Origin of the sequence: Micromonospora sp. WMMD730, from assembly GCF_049178955.1 — a bacterium.
Taxonomy (GTDB): Bacteria; Actinomycetota; Actinomycetes; order Mycobacteriales; family Micromonosporaceae; genus Micromonospora; species Micromonospora wenchangensis.
The window spans coordinates 4,836,721-4,854,521 of sequence record NZ_JBMHML010000002.1 but is presented as its reverse complement, the minus strand read 5'-3'; the positions used below and the strand labels follow the sequence as shown (position 1 = coordinate 4,854,521).

General features: G+C 71.9%; 17 protein-coding genes. 11 read left to right on the top strand and 6 right to left on the bottom strand.

Going from position 1 to position 17,801, the window contains the following annotated elements; all coding sequences use genetic code 11:
• Position 1 precedes the first annotated feature (1 nt).
• Positions 2-985 (top strand): DNA topoisomerase IB, encoded by a 984-nt coding sequence (locus ACN265_RS20870; RefSeq protein WP_421409017.1) that lies wholly within the window; start codon positions 2-4, stop codon positions 983-985.
• Positions 986-1,185: 200 nt separating this feature from the next.
• Here ACN265_RS20870 and ACN265_RS20865 read toward each other — a convergent pair whose 3' ends face one another.
• Positions 1,186-2,220, bottom strand: coding sequence for a helix-turn-helix domain-containing protein (locus ACN265_RS20865; RefSeq protein WP_421409015.1), 1,035 nt, complete (start codon positions 2,218-2,220; stop codon positions 1,186-1,188).
• Positions 2,221-2,588: 368 nt separating this feature from the next.
• On the opposite strand from ACN265_RS20865, the gene ACN265_RS20860 reads away from it, so the two are divergent.
• From ACN265_RS20860 to fxsT, 6 genes are all read left to right on the top strand, one after another.
• Positions 2,589-3,743 carry a helix-turn-helix domain-containing protein gene (locus ACN265_RS20860; RefSeq protein ID WP_421411557.1) on the top strand — a complete coding sequence of 385 codons (1,155 nt, stop codon included), beginning with the start codon at positions 2,589-2,591 and terminating at the stop codon, positions 3,741-3,743.
• 84 nt (positions 3,744-3,827) lie between these two features.
• The gene (locus tag ACN265_RS20855) at positions 3,828-4,064 is read left to right on the top strand and encodes a hypothetical protein (RefSeq protein WP_421409014.1); all 237 of its coding nucleotides are present in this window, start codon (positions 3,828-3,830) and stop codon (positions 4,062-4,064) included.
• Positions 4,051-5,247: a helix-turn-helix domain-containing protein gene (locus ACN265_RS20850; protein ID WP_421409012.1), complete on the top strand. Its 1,197-nt coding sequence runs from the start codon at positions 4,051-4,053 to the stop codon at positions 5,245-5,247. Before ACN265_RS20855 ends, ACN265_RS20850 begins: the two co-directional genes overlap by 14 nt.
• 7 nt (positions 5,248-5,254) lie before the next feature.
• On the top strand, positions 5,255-5,395 hold the full coding sequence (locus ACN265_RS20845) for a hypothetical protein (protein WP_421409011.1): 141 nt from the start codon (positions 5,255-5,257) through the stop codon (positions 5,393-5,395).
• A 172-nt stretch (positions 5,396-5,567) separates the two neighbouring features.
• Positions 5,568-6,011: a hypothetical protein gene (locus ACN265_RS20840; RefSeq protein WP_421409009.1), complete on the top strand. Its 444-nt coding sequence runs from the start codon at positions 5,568-5,570 to the stop codon at positions 6,009-6,011.
• Between the two features lie 76 nt (positions 6,012-6,087).
• Complete coding sequence (gene fxsT, locus ACN265_RS20835) at positions 6,088-8,604, top strand: FxSxx-COOH system tetratricopeptide repeat protein (protein WP_421409008.1); 2,517 nt, start codon at positions 6,088-6,090, stop codon at positions 8,602-8,604.
• 80 nt (positions 8,605-8,684) lie between these two features.
• Here fxsT and ACN265_RS20830 read toward each other — a convergent pair whose 3' ends face one another.
• The 4 genes from ACN265_RS20830 to ACN265_RS20815 form a co-directional block, all read right to left on the bottom strand.
• Positions 8,685-9,188, bottom strand: a complete 504-nt coding sequence (locus tag ACN265_RS20830; RefSeq protein ID WP_420116750.1) for a hypothetical protein — start codon at positions 9,186-9,188, stop codon at positions 8,685-8,687.
• A 61-nt stretch (positions 9,189-9,249) separates the two neighbouring features.
• Positions 9,250-10,881 (bottom strand): RecQ family ATP-dependent DNA helicase, encoded by a 1,632-nt coding sequence (locus ACN265_RS20825; protein WP_420116749.1) that lies wholly within the window; start codon positions 10,879-10,881, stop codon positions 9,250-9,252.
• Between the two features lie 173 nt (positions 10,882-11,054).
• Entirely contained in the window at positions 11,055-12,005 is a 951-nt protein-coding gene (locus tag ACN265_RS20820) for a TIGR03557 family F420-dependent LLM class oxidoreductase (RefSeq protein WP_420116748.1), read from the bottom strand.
• Between the two features lie 95 nt (positions 12,006-12,100).
• Positions 12,101-12,223 carry a hypothetical protein gene (locus ACN265_RS20815; protein WP_269756964.1) on the bottom strand — a complete coding sequence of 41 codons (123 nt, stop codon included), beginning with the start codon at positions 12,221-12,223 and terminating at the stop codon, positions 12,101-12,103.
• Positions 12,224-12,362: 139 nt separating this feature from the next.
• On the opposite strand from ACN265_RS20815, the gene ACN265_RS20810 reads away from it, so the two are divergent.
• Positions 12,363-13,850: a glycoside hydrolase family 3 protein gene (locus tag ACN265_RS20810; protein WP_357935589.1), complete on the top strand. Its 1,488-nt coding sequence runs from the start codon at positions 12,363-12,365 to the stop codon at positions 13,848-13,850.
• Between the two features lie 11 nt (positions 13,851-13,861).
• Here ACN265_RS20810 and ACN265_RS20805 read toward each other — a convergent pair whose 3' ends face one another.
• Positions 13,862-15,088: a cysteine desulfurase-like protein gene (locus ACN265_RS20805; RefSeq protein ID WP_421409004.1), complete on the bottom strand. Its 1,227-nt coding sequence runs from the start codon at positions 15,086-15,088 to the stop codon at positions 13,862-13,864.
• A gap of 79 nt (positions 15,089-15,167) precedes the next feature.
• Here ACN265_RS20805 and ACN265_RS20800 point away from each other — a divergent pair, with 79 nt between their 5' ends.
• From ACN265_RS20800 to ACN265_RS20790, 3 genes are all read left to right on the top strand, one after another.
• Complete coding sequence (locus tag ACN265_RS20800) at positions 15,168-15,530, top strand: hypothetical protein (protein ID WP_204927662.1); 363 nt, start codon at positions 15,168-15,170, stop codon at positions 15,528-15,530.
• 60 nt (positions 15,531-15,590) lie between these two features.
• The gene (locus ACN265_RS20795; protein ID WP_357935593.1) at positions 15,591-16,412 is read left to right on the top strand and encodes a DUF1206 domain-containing protein; all 822 of its coding nucleotides are present in this window, start codon (positions 15,591-15,593) and stop codon (positions 16,410-16,412) included.
• An 80-nt stretch (positions 16,413-16,492) separates the two neighbouring features.
• Positions 16,493-17,731, top strand: a complete 1,239-nt coding sequence (locus tag ACN265_RS20790; protein WP_421409002.1) for a mechanosensitive ion channel family protein — start codon at positions 16,493-16,495, stop codon at positions 17,729-17,731.
• Positions 17,732-17,801 lie beyond the last annotated feature (70 nt).

Sequence of the window (17,801 nt, the reverse complement as noted above, 5' to 3'; positions counted from 1 at the left end):
GGTGCGACTGAGGCGCAGTGATCCGGGTCGGGCGGGCTACGGGCGTCGCCGGCGCGGCAAGGGCTGGACCTTCCTGGACCGCAACGGTGAGCGGGTCCGGGACCCGGACACGCTGGCCTGGCTGTCCGAGCTGGTCATCCCGCCGGCCTGGTCCGACGTGTGGATCGCGCCGTACCCCAACGGGCACATCCTGGCCACCGGCACCGACGTCGCCGGCCGACGGCAGTACCTCTACCACCCGCAGTGGCGGCGCAAGCGGGACGAGGCGAAGTTCGACCACGTGCTGGAGGTGGCCCGTCGGCTGCCGACCCTGCGCGACCGGATCGCCGGTGACCTGACCGGGCGGGGGCTGAACCGGGACCGGGTGCTGGCCACCGTCGCCCGGCTGCTCGACATGGGCGCCTTCCGGGTCGGCAACGAGCAGTACGCGGTCGGGGAGGACGCCACCTTCGGCGTGTCCACCCTGCGCCCGGAGCACGCCCGGTCCCGGGGCGGCTGCGTGGTCTTCGAGTTCCCGGCCAAGGGCGGTATCGAACAGGTCCGTCGGATCGAGGACCCGCAACTGTGCCGGGTGCTGACCACCCTGCGGCGGCGACGGCGTACCGAGGAACGGCTCTTCGGCTACTGGGACGGGCGGACCTGGCGGGACGTGCGCAGCGACGAGGTCAACGGCTACCTGCGCGACGCCAGCGGCGGCGAGATGACCGCGAAGGACTTCCGCACCTGGCACGCCACCGTCCGGGCGGCCGCCGAACTGGCGACCGTGGGGACGCAGCGTTCGGTGACGGCGCGTCGCCGGGCGGTGGCCGGGGTGATGCGGGAGGTCGCCGACCTGCTCGGCAACACCCCCACGGTGGCCCGCACGTCGTACGTGGATCCCCGGGTGGTCGACCTCTACCACGACGGCGTGGTGCTGCCGGTGCCCGCCGACGCCCCGCGGGAGCAGGTCGAACGGTTGGTGCTGGAGCTGCTGGAGGAGACCTGACCGACCCCGCCGCAGGTCCTGGGGGAGGCGCGACGGGGTCGGGGCCGGTGCGGCCGGGAGGCCATCCCGGGCGACGGCGGTCGCGTGCCGGGCGGGCTGCGGCACCGGGCGGCCGTCCGTGACCCGGATGGGTCACGGACGCCACGCCGCGGTCCCCCGTTACCGTCGGGCCGACCGGTCGGGTGACCGCCGGCCCACCGTCAGTATGTCGGTCCCGGGTTGACTGCGGACGCCGTGCTGTTGACGATCCGTGCCTGTTGCAGGTGCAGCGTCCGGTACGCCTGCGGGGTGAGCTGGTGGGCAGCCCGGAACGCCCGGCTGAAGTGGGCCTTGTCCCGGAAACCCCAGCGCGCGGCGACGGCCTGCACCGGCCGGTGGGCGAGCGCCGGGTCGGCCAGGTCCCGCCGGCACCGCTCCAACCGCAGCTCCCGGATGTACGACGCCACCGTGGCGTGCTCCTCCTCGAAGAGCCGGTGCAGGCTGCGTACCGAGATGTGGTGCGCCTCGGCGATGGCGGCCGGGGTCAGCCCGGCGTCACCGAGGTGCCGCTGGACGTACGCCCGCACCTGGGCGAGCAGTGCCCGGCGGCGTACCTCGCGGGGCATCTCGTCCTCGGCGACCAGGTACCGGCCGAGCATGGTGGAGATCAGGTCCAGCGCCACCCCGCCCAGCCGCTCGGCGTCGGCCTGCTGGTACTGCTCCGGATGGGTGGTGATCCGGGTCAGGTACTGGGCGATCAGCGCGCCGATCCCCTCGCTCGCCGACATCCGGCCGGCCAGCAGCGGGGCGAGCTGGTCCGGGGTGAGCGGGATCGCCCCGTACGGGACCAGGGCGACGATCGAGGCGGCGTGCTCCGCACCGTTGCCGTCGCCGAGGTGGCTCACCTCGTGTGGCCGGGAACCGTCGTAGAAGGTGAACTCACCGGCGCCGATCCGGCTCTCCCGCCCGGCCTGCCCGGCGACGCCGGTGCCGCTGGTGGTGAGGGCGAGCATGTGGAAGTCCACCTCGGTGCGGCGGACCAGCTTCGGGGTGCGGACCGCCTCCAGTGACGGGTAGCGGTAGCGCACCAGCCGGATGGGGCCCAGCTCGACGAACTCGGCGCGGGCCCGGAAGTCGTGCTGGTGGTCGGAGCGGATGCGCAGCGGCGCGGCGGTCCGGGCGACCAGGTCCAGCCACATCCCGAACCGTTCCGTCGGTGGCAGTTGTTCAGTGTCGATCACCGTGCGGTGCACCATGTCCGGCCTCCCCCGTCGGCGGGCACTTCCCCTCCATTCTGGACGAAGACCCCACCGGCCCGCTCCGCACGGGGGTCGCGGGGGGTGTCGGGTGTGGTCGCGGAGGGTGCCGATGCCGCTGTTGCGCCGAAATGGCGGCATTGGAGCGCCGGGGATACCACTCTGTCAGCGACATTGAGTCGATCAACTGGCTCACGCTCGCTCGGCGTCGTTCTTGAGCGCCGGCCGGTGGCAGCGCAGGGTGTCACGCATCCGGTGGTGCGGGTGTACGTTCCGTGGTGGAAGCCTGTCGGTTTCGGCCGGTGGGGATCTCGTGTCACCGGGGGAGTGTGCTGATGCCTCGTCGCTCTATTCCTGACGATCCGTCGATCGGTGATCGTATTCGTGCTCGCCGGGAGTTGCGTGGTTGGAGCGTGCGGTACGCGGCCAGCCGGGCGGGCATCTCCCATACGTCGTGGTCGCGTATCGAGCGGGGGCGGCAGCGCACCGACCGGTACATGGTGGTGGATCTGGCGGCGGCCCTGGAGTGTTCGGTGGTCGACCTGACGGGTCAGGCGTACACGCCGGCTGATCGGCAGCTCGACGCCGCCCGGATCGACGCCGAGCGGGTGTGGCGGGTCATGATGGACACGCCGATGGCCCAGCGTTCCGAGGCGACGGCGACGGTCGAGCAGGTGCGTCGCGAGGCGGCGTTGGTGCGTGGTCTGTATGGGCGGTGTGATTACGCGGGTGCGTTGCGGCGGCTGGTGGATCTCGTGCCGGCGATGCACGCCCTGACGGACCGGCGGGCGGCGTTGTCGGAGATGGTGCCGGTGTACGGCGTGGCCATGGGGTCGTTGCTGAACGTCAGCTATCCGGCCCATGCCTGGCTGGCTGCCGAGCGTTGTGCCGAGGCTGCCGGGTTGCTCGACGACGGGGTGGCGGTCGGGGTGGCGGCGGCCAACCGGGCGCGGGTGTCGGCCTACTCCGGGGCTTACGGGCCGGCCCGCGCGTGGTGTGACGCGGCTGCTGCCGATCTTGCCGGTAGCGCCGCCGACGGCGCGTTGGACGTGCTGGGTTTCCTGCACCTGGCGCGGGCGCACCATCTCGCCGGTCTGCGGGACCGGGTCGGTGCCGAGGATCATCTCGCCGAGGCGGCGCGGATCGCCGCGCACACCGGGGAGACCGAGAGCTGGGATCTCGTCTGGGGTCCCCGGAACGTGGCCCTGTGGACGATGGCGTTCCAGCTCGACACGGGCCGTCCGGAACTGGCGATGCGGACTGCGGCGGGTGTGGAGCTGACGGGTCTGCCGGCGGTGCGCCAGGTGTACTTCTGGCTCGACATGAGCCGGGCGGCCGAGGGTACCGGTCGGGATCGTGACGCCGTACGGATGCTGCTCACTGCGGAGCGGATCGGGCCGCAACATGCCCGCTCGTCGGTCGCCGCCCGGGAGACGGCGCGGTCATTGTTGCGTAAGGGGGCGACCTCGCCCGAGCTGCGAGGTCTCTGCGAAAGGATGAGCCTGACCACGGGTGGTGCGTAAGCGTTCCAACCCTTCCACGTGCGCTCCGTAGCGTCTTGATCACGGCATGGTGACACCTCGTCGGTCTGGTGACCGGCCGTCGCCGTGCCGCTGATCGTGCGCGGCGGCAGCTTCATCTCGTACCGCCGCGCCCATGCGAAGGGGACGCAGGTGGGCGACGAAGAACGTGATCCGGGTGCGAGCCGGGGTGAGCGGATTCAGGCGGCGGAGCGGGAGGCGGCGCGGCAACGGCTGCTCGCGCAGGCCGAGGCGGAGCGGATACCGGTGGAGGAGACGACGCGGGCGGTGCCGGATCGGCGGTGGCGTCGTGGCGGGCGGTGAGTTGTTGCCGGTCGGTCGGCGGGTGGCGCACTGGCGGGGGCGGCGTGGGTTGTCGCAGCAGGTGTTCGCCGACCGGTTGGGTAAGTCGAAGAGTTGGGTGGACAAGGTCGAGCGGGGTGTCCGGACGCTGGACAAGGTGTCCACACTTCAGGACATCGCCGCTGTCCTGCGCATCGACCCGGGTGTGCTGCTCGGCCGGGACCTCCAGGCAGTGGACGTGTCCGGTCCGGTCGAGGGAGTGGAACGGGTCCGAGAGGCGCTGTCGACGTACGACATCGCGGTGGGTCGTTCGACAGTGCGGGGTCAGGTGCTGTCGGCGGATCGGCTGGCACGGGACGTCACGTACGCCTGGGGCACGTTCCGGCACGCCCGCTACCCGCAGGTGACCAGGCTGCTTCCGGGTTTGGTGGTCGCCGCGCAGGGTGTCTACGCGGACAATCCGGTGGCGGGGCGGTCGATGCTGGTGGAGGCGTACCGGGTCACCGCGTCACTGCTGGTCAAGCTGGGTGAGGTAGAAATGGCGTGGTTGGCTGCCGACCGGGCGATGACCATTGCGGCCGGTGAGGCGGTGCTGGTGGCCACCGCTGCCGTGCAACTTGGCCAGGTGCTCCGCGCTTCGGGGCGGGCACGGGCGGCGAGGTCCACAGCGCTGGCCGCCGCGTACCGGATCGCTCCGCCCGACCTCGACGACCTGCCCGCCCCGGCGCTGTCGCTGTGCGGTGCCCTGGTCATTGAGGCCGCGTTGGCCGCAGCCCGAGACGGCGACGATCACGCCACGGCCGACCTGCTCGACGAGGCCGCCGAGATGGCGGCCCGGGTCGGCGACGGCCACGACCACTATCGGACCGCCTTTGGGCCGGTCGCGGTGGACTGGCCCGGGTCGTCGCCGCTCTGGATCTGGGCGATGCCGGTACGGCGGTGGCCTGGCACGAGAAGGTCATCGCCCGCGACGGCTGGCGGTGGCTACCCGCCGAACACCGCGCCGGGCACCTGCTCGACGCCGCCCGCGCCTACCTGCACACAGGCGGCCCGGTCAACGCCGGCCGCGCCCTCATGGCCGCCGAGCACGCCGCCCCCGCCGAGGTGCGCCACCGGCCTGCCGCTCGATCGGTGCTCGCCCAGTTGGCCCACGACCCACGGGCATCAGCCGCGATCATCCAGCTCGCCGCCGCCCTCCGGGTGACCTGAGCATGACCGCGCCGTTCCTGTCCCTGGCCCAGATCCGCAACCGACTGATCCTCGACGCCCGCCGCGCCGAGCGATCCGCGCCCGACGGTCGCTGCCCGCTCTGCGGTGCCGTGGCGACCGCCCCACGTCCGCCACGCCGCTGAAGAAGGGCAACGGTTCCCGAGAGCAGACCGGGTGCGTTATTGGCCTTTTGGGTGGTCTTCGATGTCGGTCTCCCGACTCCGGGGCGGCGTCCGCCCGTCCAGGGTGTCTGGCGTCGACAGGTTGCGATACTCCTATGGGTTGGGCATGTGGGCGACCGATCAGGGGGCTGTGATGGCGGCGGAGGAACTGCTCGTGTTGGCTGGAGCCGGTGGTGCGGCACTGGTGGGCGCGGTAGCCCAGGACGCGTGGGGGCTGGCGAAAACCGGCTTCGTGCGGTTGCTCGGCCGGGGTGACCGGGCGAGAGAGGACGCGGTGACGCAACAGTTGGAGCGGACCCGTGGCGCGGTGGAGACGGCGGGCGCGGACGGCGACCGGGTGCGTGCACAGCACGAGGCGCTGTGGGCGGGCCGGCTAGAGGACCTGCTGATCGAGCAACCGGCTGCCGCCGCCGAACTGGAGACGCTGGTACGGCAGGTCGCCGCGAGCGCCGGGGTCCGCTCTGCCGGTCACGTTGTACAGCATGCCACCGCCTCCGGCAACGCGCGGCAGGCTGTGCTGGGCCACGGCAGCCAGATCAACACGTTCGGCACCGCAGAGGCGCGCGCCGATGACTGAACCGTCCGGTGTTCCTGTGGCCGAGCCGTCACACGGTCGCGGGACAGGTGACGAGCCGACAGATGGTCCTCCGACGGTGACTCAGCGGATGCAGGCCGAGGGGCACGGCACGAGTGCCGGGGTGGGTAACGGTCTCCAGATCAACAACTTCATCAACACCAAAGGCGTACCCGATCCCCGGCCCGCCACCGATCGGCCCGCCGCCGCAGCGGACCGGCCGTCGCCGGTGTGGAACCTCCGGCCCCGGGATCCGAACTTCGCCGGTCGGGGGAGCGAACTGGCCGAGCTGCGAACCCGGCTGTCGTCCGGTGGCGCTGCCGGCGTGCAGGCGATCCACGGCATCGGCGGGGTCGGCAAGACCCAGTTGGCCCTGGAGTACGCGAACCTGCACCGTGCCGACTACGACGTCGTGTGGTGGATCTCTGCGGAACAGTCCGGGGCCATCGGTGAGCAGTTCAGCGCGCTCGGGACCGCGCTGGGCGTGCTCGACGCCCAAGTGGACAGCGTGATCGCCCAAAGCAAGGTCAAGGAGTACCTCCGGAGCCGGGACCGCTGGCTGCTGATCTTTGACAATGCGGAGAAACCCGAGGACCTCCGCCCCTGGTTGCCGGACGGCGAGGGGCATGTGCTCGTCACTTCCCGCACCACGAGCTGGGGACAGCTAGCCCGGACCCTAGAGCTGGAGGTCCTTCCGCGTGCTGAGGCGGTGGAACTGCTGACGCTGCGCCTTGCCAGGATCAGCGCGATGGAGGCCGGTCAGCTCGCCGAGGACCTGGGTGACCTGCCCTTGGCGCTGGCGCAGGCGGCGAGCTACCTGGCCGAGTTCGGCATGTCTGTTACCGAATACCGACAGGTGCTCCGGGAGGAGACGCTTGCGGTGCTCGACGAGGGGCAGCTGGCAGGTTACCCGCATTCCCTGGCGGCGGCTGCCGCCCTGAGCACCACGGCGCTGGGGGCCAAGGATCCCGCCGCGCTCGCCGTCCTCCACCTGTGTGCGTTCCTGGCACCCGAGCCGGTGCCGACCGACCTCGTCATCACCATCGCCCGGCATGCCGACCTGCAACTGGAGATCCTCGCACCGCTGGCGCAGATCATTGACAAGCCGCTCCAGCGCCAGCGATCCATCAGTGCCGTCGGTGCCTCCGGGCTGGCCCGGGTCGAACTCGGGACGATCACCGTCCATCGACTGGTCCAGGCGATCATCCGGGACCAGATCGATCCCACCGTCGCTGCCGAGCTGCGGGCGCGCATCGAGGCGGCGCTCGGCACCGTCGACCCGGGTAATCCCCGGGACACTGCAACCTGGCCGCAGTGGAGCATGATCCTGCCCCACCTGCTGGCAGCGGATCCCGCGCGCACCGATAACCCCGATCTTCGCCTCCGGTCCCGGGATGCCATCGTCTACCTGCTCTGCAGGGGCGACAGCCGCCCCGCCCAGCAACTAGCCGACAACCTCTACCAGGAGTGGAAGAAGCGACACGGCCCGGATCATGTGGACACTCTGCGCGCTGCCACTGAACTGGTCTGGGCCTACCGCGACCTGGGCCAGTTCGACCGGCTTCGTCCTCTGATCGACGACACCCTCACCCGCCAGATCAGTATTCTCGGCCATGACCATCCCGATACCCTCCGCACTGCCTCCGACCTTGCGGTAGTTCAGAGTGCTTTCGGGAACCATCAGCGGGCACTCGAAATCAATGTAGATGTGTATGGGCGGCGGGTTCGGGTTTTGGGTGGGGATCATCCTGACGCGTTGACGTCTGCGAGTAATTTGGCCAGTTCTTTAGGTAGGGTGGGGGAGTTTGGGCGGGCGTTGGAGGTTGCGGAGGATGTGTATGGGCGGCGGGTTCGGGTTTTGGGTGGGGATCATCCTGACGCGTTGACGTCTGCGAGTATTTTGGCCAGTTCTTTAGGTAGTGTGGGGGAGTTTGGGCGGGCGTTGGAGGTTGCGGAGGATGTGTATGGGCGGCGGGTTCGGGTTTTGGGTGGGGATCATCCTGACGCGTTGACGTCTGCGAGTAATTTGGCCAGTTCTTTAGGTAGTGTGGGGGAGTTTGGGCGGGCATTGGAGATCGCGGAGGATGTGTATGGGCGGCTGGTTCGGGTTTTGGGTGAGGATCATCCTGACGCGTTGACGGCTGCGGGTAATTTGGCTGTCGCGTTGGGTGATGTAGGGGATTTTAGGCGGGCGTTGGAGGTTGCGGAGGATGTGTATGGGCGGCGGGTTCGGGTTTTGGGTGAGGATCATCCTGACGCGTTGACGGCTGCGAGTAATTTGGCTGTCGCGTTGGGTGATGTAGGGGATTTTAGGCGGGCGTTGGAGGTTATGGAGGATATGTATCGGCGACGTGTACGGATCCTCGGCGAGGATCATCCTGATACGCTTTCGGGCATGGTGAATCTCGCCCAAATATTGGGGCGGCGCGGGCAGTTGCTTTCCGCTCGTCGATTCGCTGAAGCAGCACATCGGAAACTGCGAACCACTCTTGGTCAGCAGCACCCTTATACGGAGCGCGCGCGGACCACCCTCGATCAGATCGCAGTTGCCATGGGTGGGCGCCGGCCACCGGGCAGGACCCACCGTGGGCGTTGACCAATGCGTGAGCACTGGTACGGGTTACAGCGCGGGCCGGGCCGCCGTGAGGCTGGCCCGGCCCGTCGCCGTACGCGATGTCAGTCGTTGAGGACGTGCGAGAGCCGGTCGCGGAACTTGCGCTCCGAGTCGCTGACCTGGTCGCCGCCGATGCCGAGCAGCCCCCCGCTGGACGCCGCCCCGACCACCTGCTCGGCGATCTCCACCAGCCAGTGCCGGTACGCCCCGGCCTCGCCCTCGTCCACCTTCGCGGCCAGCAGGGTGGCCGCCTGCCCGGCCCGGACCAGCACGTCGTCGATGAGCGCCTGCGGGTCGGCCGGCGAGATCACCGGCAGTTCCTCGCCGGCCTCCGGGTCACCCACCCGGGAGACGATCTCCCCGGCGACGGCGGCGACGAGCGGGCTCGCCGACTCCCGGCCGGCGGCGATGGTCTCCAGCCCGGCCGCGTTCTCGGCGCGGGTGCGCCGGGCGCCGTCCGACTCGGCGGCGCTGGCCGCGGTCAGGACCGACTGCGGCAGGCCGACCAGCAGCCCCCACTCCTCGTCGGAGAACCCGAACCCGGTGTACGCCGGCTGTTCGATCACGACTGAGCCCCTCTCGATCGTTTCACTGCGGGCACCGCCCCCGGCGGTCGCCCGGGTCAGGCTAGTCCAGCGTCAGCAGACCCTGTTCGGACACCACGCGCACGGAGAGCGTCTTGTAACCCACCTCGTCGAAGAGCACCGTCATCCGGTCCTCCTCGTAGTTGAGCACCAGGCCGGGACCCCACTCCGGGTGCCGGACCTGGCTGTGCACCGGGAACGGGCCGACCGCGCCGTCGCTTGCCACGCTGGTGCCGGCGTGGCAGTTGTCGCAGTGCCCGCAGACCTGCGACATCTGCTCGCCGAAGTAGGCCAGCAGCACCTGCCCCCGGCACCCGGTGGTCTCGGCGAAGGCGCGCATCATGTCGGTACGCGAGCGGGTCACCGTCTGCTGCCGTTCGGCCTCGGCCAGGGCCGCCGCGCCCGCCTCCGCCGGGGTGGGGGAGTAGCGCGGTGCGCCGATCTTCTGCCCGGCCCGGGGTTCGGCCGCCCCGATCTGCTCCAGCAGGGCCAGGTACTGCCCGAGCTTGCGCGGCCCGAGGCCGGTCGTCTCGCGCAGCGCCTTCTTGGTCGTCGCCCGGCGACGCAGCAGCGCGGCCAGGTCCCGCAGTTCGGTCTCGTCCGGCAGGCCGCCGGAGAAGAAGCGTTGCAGGCCGACGTCCTCGGCCCGCCACAGCAGCAGCACCCGGGCCGGCGCACCGTCGCGCCCGGCCCGACCGATCTCCTGGAAGTAGCTGTCCGGCGAGTCGGGTAGCGCCATGTGCACCACCCAGGCGATGTTCGGCTTGTCGATGCCCATGCCGAACGCCGAGGTCGCCACCATGATCGGCACCTGGTCGGCGAGGAACGCCTCGTGCAGCCCGTGCCGGGCGGCGGTGGGCATCCCGCCGTGGTAGTACTCCGCCGGGAACCCGGCCGTGGTCAGCCGTTCGGCCAGCTCCTCGGCGGCCCGCCGGGTCGGCACGTAGATGATGCCGGGCCGCTCGTCGTCACGCAGCAGCGCGATCAGCCGCCGCCAGCGGTAGTCGTCGGTGGGGCAGTGGGCGACCTCGACGAACAGGTTCGGCCGGTCCAGCCCGGAGACCACCACCTCGGGGTCGCGTAGCCGCAGCCGGGCGATGATGTCGTCGCGTACCGGCGGGGAGGCGGTGGCGGTCAGCGCCACCACCGGCGGACGGCCGAGACCGTCGATCAGGTGGCCCAACGCCAGGTAGTCGGGGCGGAAGTCGTGCCCCCACGCCGAGATGCAGTGCGCCTCGTCGATCGCCACCAGGGCCGGTTGCAGCGACTTCACCTCGGCCATCCGGTCGGGGTTGGCCAGCGCCTCCGGGGTGATGAAGAGGAACTCCGCCCGCCCCTGCCGGATCTCCTCGATGGCCTCGGCCTGCTGGGCGGCGCTCTCGTCCGAGCTGATCCGCACGGCGCGCAGCTCGGGGCGCTGGCGTTCGTTGAGCGCGGCGATCTGGTCCTGCTGAAGGGCCAACAGGGGGGAGATCACCACCGTCGGCCCGGGGATCAGGCTCGCCGGGATCTGGTAGATCGCCGACTTGCCGGCTCCGGTGGGGAGCACCACCAGGGCGTCGCGTCGTTTCATCACCGCGCGCATGGCGGCGAGCTGGTTGGGCCGCAGCGCTTTCCAGCCGAACAGGCTGCGCGCCGCGCGGCGCAACGTCGTCGAGTGCATGGACAGCTTCATCGAAGGCCGGAGGTACCCGGGTGGATCGGCGGCGAAACCGCTCCCACCGGATCGGGCACACCGCCCACGGTGGCCGGTACGTCGCAGGTCAGGCGCGGTGACCGGGCGCGCACACGTGATCGACCACGGGTCACCGACGGCGGTGCGTGTCGGTGACCCGTGGACGGTGGGATTCAGCTCAGGTGGGGGAGCACCTCGCGCTGGTAGAGGTCGAACAGGCCCTGCCAGTGCGGGCCGGTGTTGGCGACGTAGACCTCGTCGAACCCGGCCTTGGCGTACCTGTCGATCATTTCCAGGTGGGCGTCGGCGCGGTTGCCGCAGACGAAGCCCTGCCGCACCTGCTCGGGCGTGACGAGTTGGGCCGCCTGCTCGAAGTGCCGGGGGGAGGGCAGCACCTGGGACAGCTCGCCCGGCACCCCGGCGTTGGGCCACGTCTCGTACGCGATCCGCGCGCCCTCGTCCTCGGTGTCGGCGTACGCGGCCTTGAAACCGGCCTGGCACGGCTTGTCGCCGCCGCCGTTGTCCCGGAACCGGCTGACCAGGTCGCCGTCGGGCATCATGCTGACGTAGCCGTCGCCGATCCGGGCGGCCAGGTCGACGGCCTTGGGCCCGAAGCCGGAGACGTACACCGGCGGGGGTGTGTCGGGCAGCGTGTAGACGCGGGCGTGCTCCACCGTGTAATGCCGGCCGCGGTGGTTGACGAAGTCGCCCCGCCACAGCTCCCGCATCACCGCGACGGCCTCCTCCAGCATCTCCAGCCGCACGTCGGTCTGTGGCCAGGCGTCGCCGAGGATGTGTTCGTTGAGCGCTTCGCCGGTGCCGACGCCGAGCACGAACCGGCCGGAGTGCATGACCGCGCTGGTCGCCGCGGCCTGCGCCAGCACCGCCGGGTGGATGCGGACCGTCGGGCAGGTCACCGCCGTGCTCACCGGCAACGAGCTGACCTGGCTCAGCGCCCCGATGACGGACCAGACGAAGGGGCTCTGCCCCTGGGCGTCGGTCCACGGGTGGTAGTGGTCGGAGATCCACAGTGCCTGGAAACCCGCCCGCTCGGCGGCCCGCGCCTGCTCCAGCAGTTGCGCCGGGGTGTACTCCTCGCTGGACAGGAAGTAGCCGATCTTCATGGTGCCCCCTCGCCGGGCCCGCCGCCGGGTGCGGCGCGACCTCCGCCAGCGGTACCCCGGCGGGTGGGGGATCAGTCGGCCGGCGGCGGCCGGACTCAGCGGCGGCCGAACATGGCCCGGATGGCGGCCAGCAGCAGCAATCCGCCGACCACCAGGCCGAGCAGGCGTACGCCGGGAATGTCGGCCGGCGAGGTGGCGTCGGCGAGCGGCAGGTCCATCCCCGCACTGTCGCACGTCGCCCCGACCGACGCCAGACAGTAACAGTAAGGTTTATTGACTATTACCTCGCCCGGTGTGACCATGGCAGCACCGCGACGGCATCGGGCCGTCGACACGCGACGGGGGTACCGGGGCCGGATGAACGAGCGCAACCTGGCGGGTCTGGCCGCCACCGTCCTGCAACCCGGCTTCGTCGGCACCACCCCGCCCGACTGGGTCCGCCGGTGGCTGGCCGAAGGGCTCGGCGCGGTGGTGCTGTTCGCCCGCAACGTCGTCGACCCCGAACAGGTCGCCGCGCTCACCGCGACGCTGCGCGCCGAACGCCCCGACGTGCTGGTGGCCATCGACGAGGAGGCCGGCGACGTCACCCGGATCGAGTCCGGCCGGGGCAGCTCCCGTCCCGGCAACCTCGCCCTCGGCGCGGTCGACGACCCGACGCTCACCGAGGACGTGGCCCGCGACCTCGGCGTCGAACTCGCCGACCTCGGCGTCACCCTCAACTACGCCCCCGACGCCGACGTCAACATCAACCCGGCCAACCCGGTGATCGGCGTGCGGTCCTTCGGCGCCGACCCGCACCTGGTCGCCCGGCACACCGCCGCCTGGGTACGCGGCCTCCAGTCCGCCGGCGTCGCCGCCTGCGCCAAGCACTTCCCCGGCCACGGCGACACCCGGGTCGACTCGCACCACGACCTGCCCCGCATCGGGGCCAGCCGGGCCCGCCTGGACGCCGGTGAACTGGTCCCGTTCCGGGCCGCCGTCGCCGCCGGGGTGCAGGCGGTGATGACCGGGCACCTGCTGGTCCCCGCCCTCGACCCCGACCTGCCGGCCACCCTCAGCCACCGCATCCTCGGTGACCTGCTCCGCGAGGAGTTGGGCTTCTCCGGCGTGGTGGTCACCGACGCGGTGGAGATGCGCGCCGTCGCCGACCGGTACGGCTTCGCCGGCACCGCCGTCCGGGCCCTCGCCGCCGGGGCGGACGCGATCTGCGTCGGCGGCGAACGCGCCGACGAGGCCGCCGCCCGCTACCTGCGCGACGCGATCGTCGCCGCGGTGATCGCCGGTGAGCTGCCCGAGGAACGCCTCGCCGAGGCCGCCAAGCGGGTCGGTCAGCTCGCCGAGTGGAGCACCGCCGCCCGCACCGGCCGGCCCGACCCCGCCCCGCGCCCCACCGACGGCTCGCCGGTCGGCCTGACCGCCGCCCGGCGGGCGGTCCGGGTCAGCGGCGACGCGGTCGGCCGGCTGCCGCTGACCGCCGCCGCGCACGTGGTCGAGTTCGCCGCACCACACAACATCGCGATCGGCGCCGAGACCCCGTGGGGTCTCGGGGCACCCCTGGCCGACCTGCTCCCCGGCACCACCACCGTCCGGCTCACCGAGGCCGACCTGCCCGCCGACCCGACCGGTGCGGCGGCCGGCCGGCCACTGGTGCTGGTGGTGCGGGACCTGCACCGGCACCCGTGGATGCAGGCCGCGGTCGACCGGGCGCTGGCCACCCGGCCGGACGCCGTGATAGTCGAACTCGGCCTGCCCGAGCTGGTCACCGGCGGCCTGCACCTGGCCACCCACGGCGCGACCCGGGCCGCCGCCCGCGCCGCCGCCGAACTGCTCACCGGAACCCGCTGACCCGCCCGCCCTCAGCGGTTCGCCGGTTCCCCCTGCTCGGCGAGCCGGTCCAGCTCGGCCAGCAGCCGGTCCACCTCGTCGACCGTGTTGTAGTGGTAGACGCTCGCCCGTACCGCCCCGCCACTGTCCCGCAGGCCGAGCGCCTGGAAGTACTCGTAGGCGTAGTAGTCGCCACTGGACAGGCAGAGCCCGGCGGCCCCCAACGCGGCGGCCAGCCCGGCCGGCGTCCACCCGGCCAGCCGGAACGACACCGTCGGGCAGCGCCGCACGCCGGCCGGCAGGACGGCGACCGCCGGCCGGGCGGCCAGCCCGGCGGCCAACCGGGCGAACAGCATCCCCTCGTGATCCCGCGCGGCGGCCAGCCCGGCGCGGACCCGGGCCCGCCGGTCTCCGGTGGCCGTCGGGTCCAGCCCGGCCAGGTGGTCGACGGCGGCGGCCACCCCGGCGAGCAGCGGGAAGCTCGGCGTGCCGGCCTCGAACCGGTCGGGCACCGCGTCGGAGGAGGGGAGCAGCTTGGCCGGGCGCAGCCCCGCCCACCGGGCCGGGTCGGCCACCACCGCCGCCAGGTGCGGACCGGACCACTTGTAGGCGCTGGTGACGAGGAAGTCGGCACCCGTGGCGGCCAGGTCGGTGGGACCGTGCGGCACCGAGTGCACCCCGTCCACGCAGACCAGCGCGCCGGCCGCGTGGGCCGTCGCGGCGATCGCCGCCACGTCCGGCATGGTGCCGGTGGCGTTGCTGCCGGCGGTCACCGCCACCAGCCGGGTCCGCGCGCCGACCAGGTCGGCGTACTGGTCGGCGGGCAGCTCACCGGTGGCCGGGTCGAACTCGGCCCAGCGTACGGTCGCCCCCGCCGTCGCGGCCGCCTGCACCCAGGGCCGCACGTTGGCGTCGTGGTCGAGCCGGGAGACCACCACCTCGTCCCCCGGGCCCCAGTCCGCGCCCAGCGTCCGGGCCAGCGTGTACGTCAGCGCGGTCGCGCTCGGCCCGAGCACCACCCCGTCCGGTGCGACGCCCAGCAGGTCGGCCACCGCCGTGCGGGCCCCCGCCACCAGCTCCAGCGACCGGCGGCCGGGCAGGAAGGCGGTGCTGCGGTTGCCCACGGCGATCCGCATCGCCTCGGCCACCGCGTCGATCACCGACCGGGGGGTCTGGGTGCCACCGGCACCGTCGAAGTGGGCGAAACCCTCGGCGAGCGCGGGGTACGCGGCCCGGGTACGGGTGATGTCGAACGGCATGCCCGGACCCTAGCCCGCCGGACCGGCCCGAAGATCCACCCGGGTGCCGGGGTGGGCCGCGTCTCGTACCCTTGGTGGGGTGACGAAGCGAAGCGCCACCACCCCCACCCCCCTCCGGCGGACCGCCGGCCTGCTGGCCGGCCTGGCACTCGGCGTGGCCGTGCTGGCCGGATGCAGCTCGGACGGCGCCGACACCGACTGCGGCCTGGACGCCTGCACGGTCACCTTCGACCGGGGTGTCGACGCCCGCGCCTCCATCCTCGGCGTCGAGGCGAAGCTGATCGGCGCGCAGGGCGACCAGGTGACCGTCGAGGTCGCCGGCGAGCAGCTCTCGTTGACCATCGGCCAGCAGGCCACCGAGGTGGGTGGCTTCGCGGTCACCCTGGACAGCGTCACCGACCAGCAGGTGCAGATCCGGGTGTCGCGTAACGCAGGCGGCTGACCTGCACGCCGGGCGCGGGCACCACGTTTGGGGATCTTCCCGAACGGAGATTGTGGGCCCATGTCACTCACCCGGAACGCCGAAGCCACCGCTAGCCGCACCGCGGACAGCCGCTGGCTGGAACTCCTCGCCCGGGCCGGCTTCATCGGCTACGGGATCGTCCACCTGCTCTTCGCCTGGATCATCCTCCAGATCGCCTTCGCCGGCTCCGGCGAGGAGGGCAACCAGAACGGGGCACTGCGCGCCCTGGGTGCCCAGCCGATGGGCAAGTTCCTGCTGATCGCGATCGCCGTCGGCCTGATCGCGATGGCCATCTGGCAGGCGCTGGAGGCGGCCGTCGGCCACCACGCCAAGCGCGGCAAGGAACGTCTCTTCGAGCGGATCGCCTCGGTCGTCCGTACCGTCGTCTTCCTCTGGCTCGCCTGGACCTCGATCCAGGTGGTGCAGGACGCCAGCTCCAACAGCGCCGACCAGCAGGAGCAGTTCAGCGAGAAGCTGATGGCCTCCAGCGGCGGCCGTGGTCTGGTCGGCTTCGCCGGCCTGGTGCTCGCCGCCGTCGGCATCGGCATGGTGATCTACGGCTACAAGAAGAAGTTCGAGCGGAACCTCAAGACCAACGAGATGAACGGCAAGACCCGGCAGACGGTCCGCCGGCTGGGCATGGCCGGTTACATCGCCCGGGGCGCGGTGTTCGCCGTCGCTGGTCTGCTGATCGTCGTCGCCGCGATCAACTACGACCCGGAGAAGGCCCGTGGCCTGGACGCCGCGCTGCGCACCCTGCGGGACCAGCCGTACGGGCCGTTCATCCTGGCGCTGATGGCGCTCGGTATCGCCGCCTTCGGGGTCTACTGCTTCTTCCAGTCCCGGTTCCGCAAGATCTGAGCCTGGTCGATACCGGAAACGCCGGGCACCATTGGGCCTTTGCCCGATTGCGATCAGCCCGGCCGGAGGGAGACAACCACGTGCAGGACTACCTCGAGACGATCGCCGCCGCGGCCACCGCGGCGGCGATCGCTCTGTTGCTCGTCGAGGTGGTACACCGGCTGATCCGCCGGCTCGGCCGGCGGTCCCACCTGATGACGGAGTTGACCGCGCACGTGCACCGGCCGTTGCAGGTGGCCGGCACGGTGGTGGCCGTCCAGTTCGCGGTCCGCTGGACCACCGGCTACGCCGTGGGCACCGGGTGGCGGCAGGCCGTGCTGCACATCCTGGTGCTGGGGGTGGTCGCCGCGGTGGCCTGGCTGGTCGCCTCGCTGCTGGTGGTGGCGGAGGACACCGCGCTGGCCCGGTTCCTGCGGGTCGACGTGCCCGACAACCGGCACGCCCGGCGGGTACGCACCCAGGTGGTGCTGCTGCGCCGGCTGACCATCGTGGTGATCGTGGTGCTCGCCGTCGGCGTGATGCTGATGACCTTCCCGGCGGTACGCGGCGTCGGCGCGGGCGTGCTCACCAGCGCCGGTGTGGTCGGTGTGGTCGCCGCGTTGGCCGCGCAGAGCCTGCTCGGCAACGTCATCGCCGGCCTCCAGCTCGCCTTCAGCGACGCCGTCCGCCTCGACGACGTGGTGGTGGTCGAGGGGGAGTGGGGCCGGATCGAGGAGCTGACGCTCAGCTACGTGGTGGTCCAGATCTGGGACGACCGGCGACTGATCCTGCCCACCTCGTACTTCACCAGCACCCCGTTCCAGAACTGGACCCGGACCGAGGCGGCGGTGCTCGGCACTGCCGAGTTCCACCTCGACTGGTCGGTGCCGGTGCAGTCGATGCGGGAGGAGCTGCGCCGGCTGGTCGAGAGCACCGACCTGTGGGACGGCCGGGTCTGCGTGCTCCAGGTCACCGACGCCACCGGCGGCGCGATCAAGGTACGCGCCCTGGTCAGCGCCGCCGACGCCGGCAGCCTGTGGGACCTGCGCTGCCTGGTGCGGGAGCACCTGGTCGGCTGGGTCCGGGACCACCGGCCGACCGCGCTGCCCCGGACCCGCGCCGAGGTGGGCGACGGCGCCGGCAACCTGCCCTGGCAGTGGGTGCCGCCGCGGCGTCAGGTCCGTCGCCGCGCCGAGGGCGAGCTGCCCGACGACGCCCGGGTCTTCGGCGGCAGCGACGACGGCGACGCCCGCAGCGAGGCGTTCGTCGGCCCGGACCAGGACGCCCGGGGCGAGGCCGTCACCGTCGGGGCGGACCCGGGGGGCGACGCCCGCCGCTGAGCCACCCGCAGCCCCGTCCAGCCCCCGCGACCGCCGGTCGCGGGGGCTTGTCGCACCCGCTTCGGCGTTT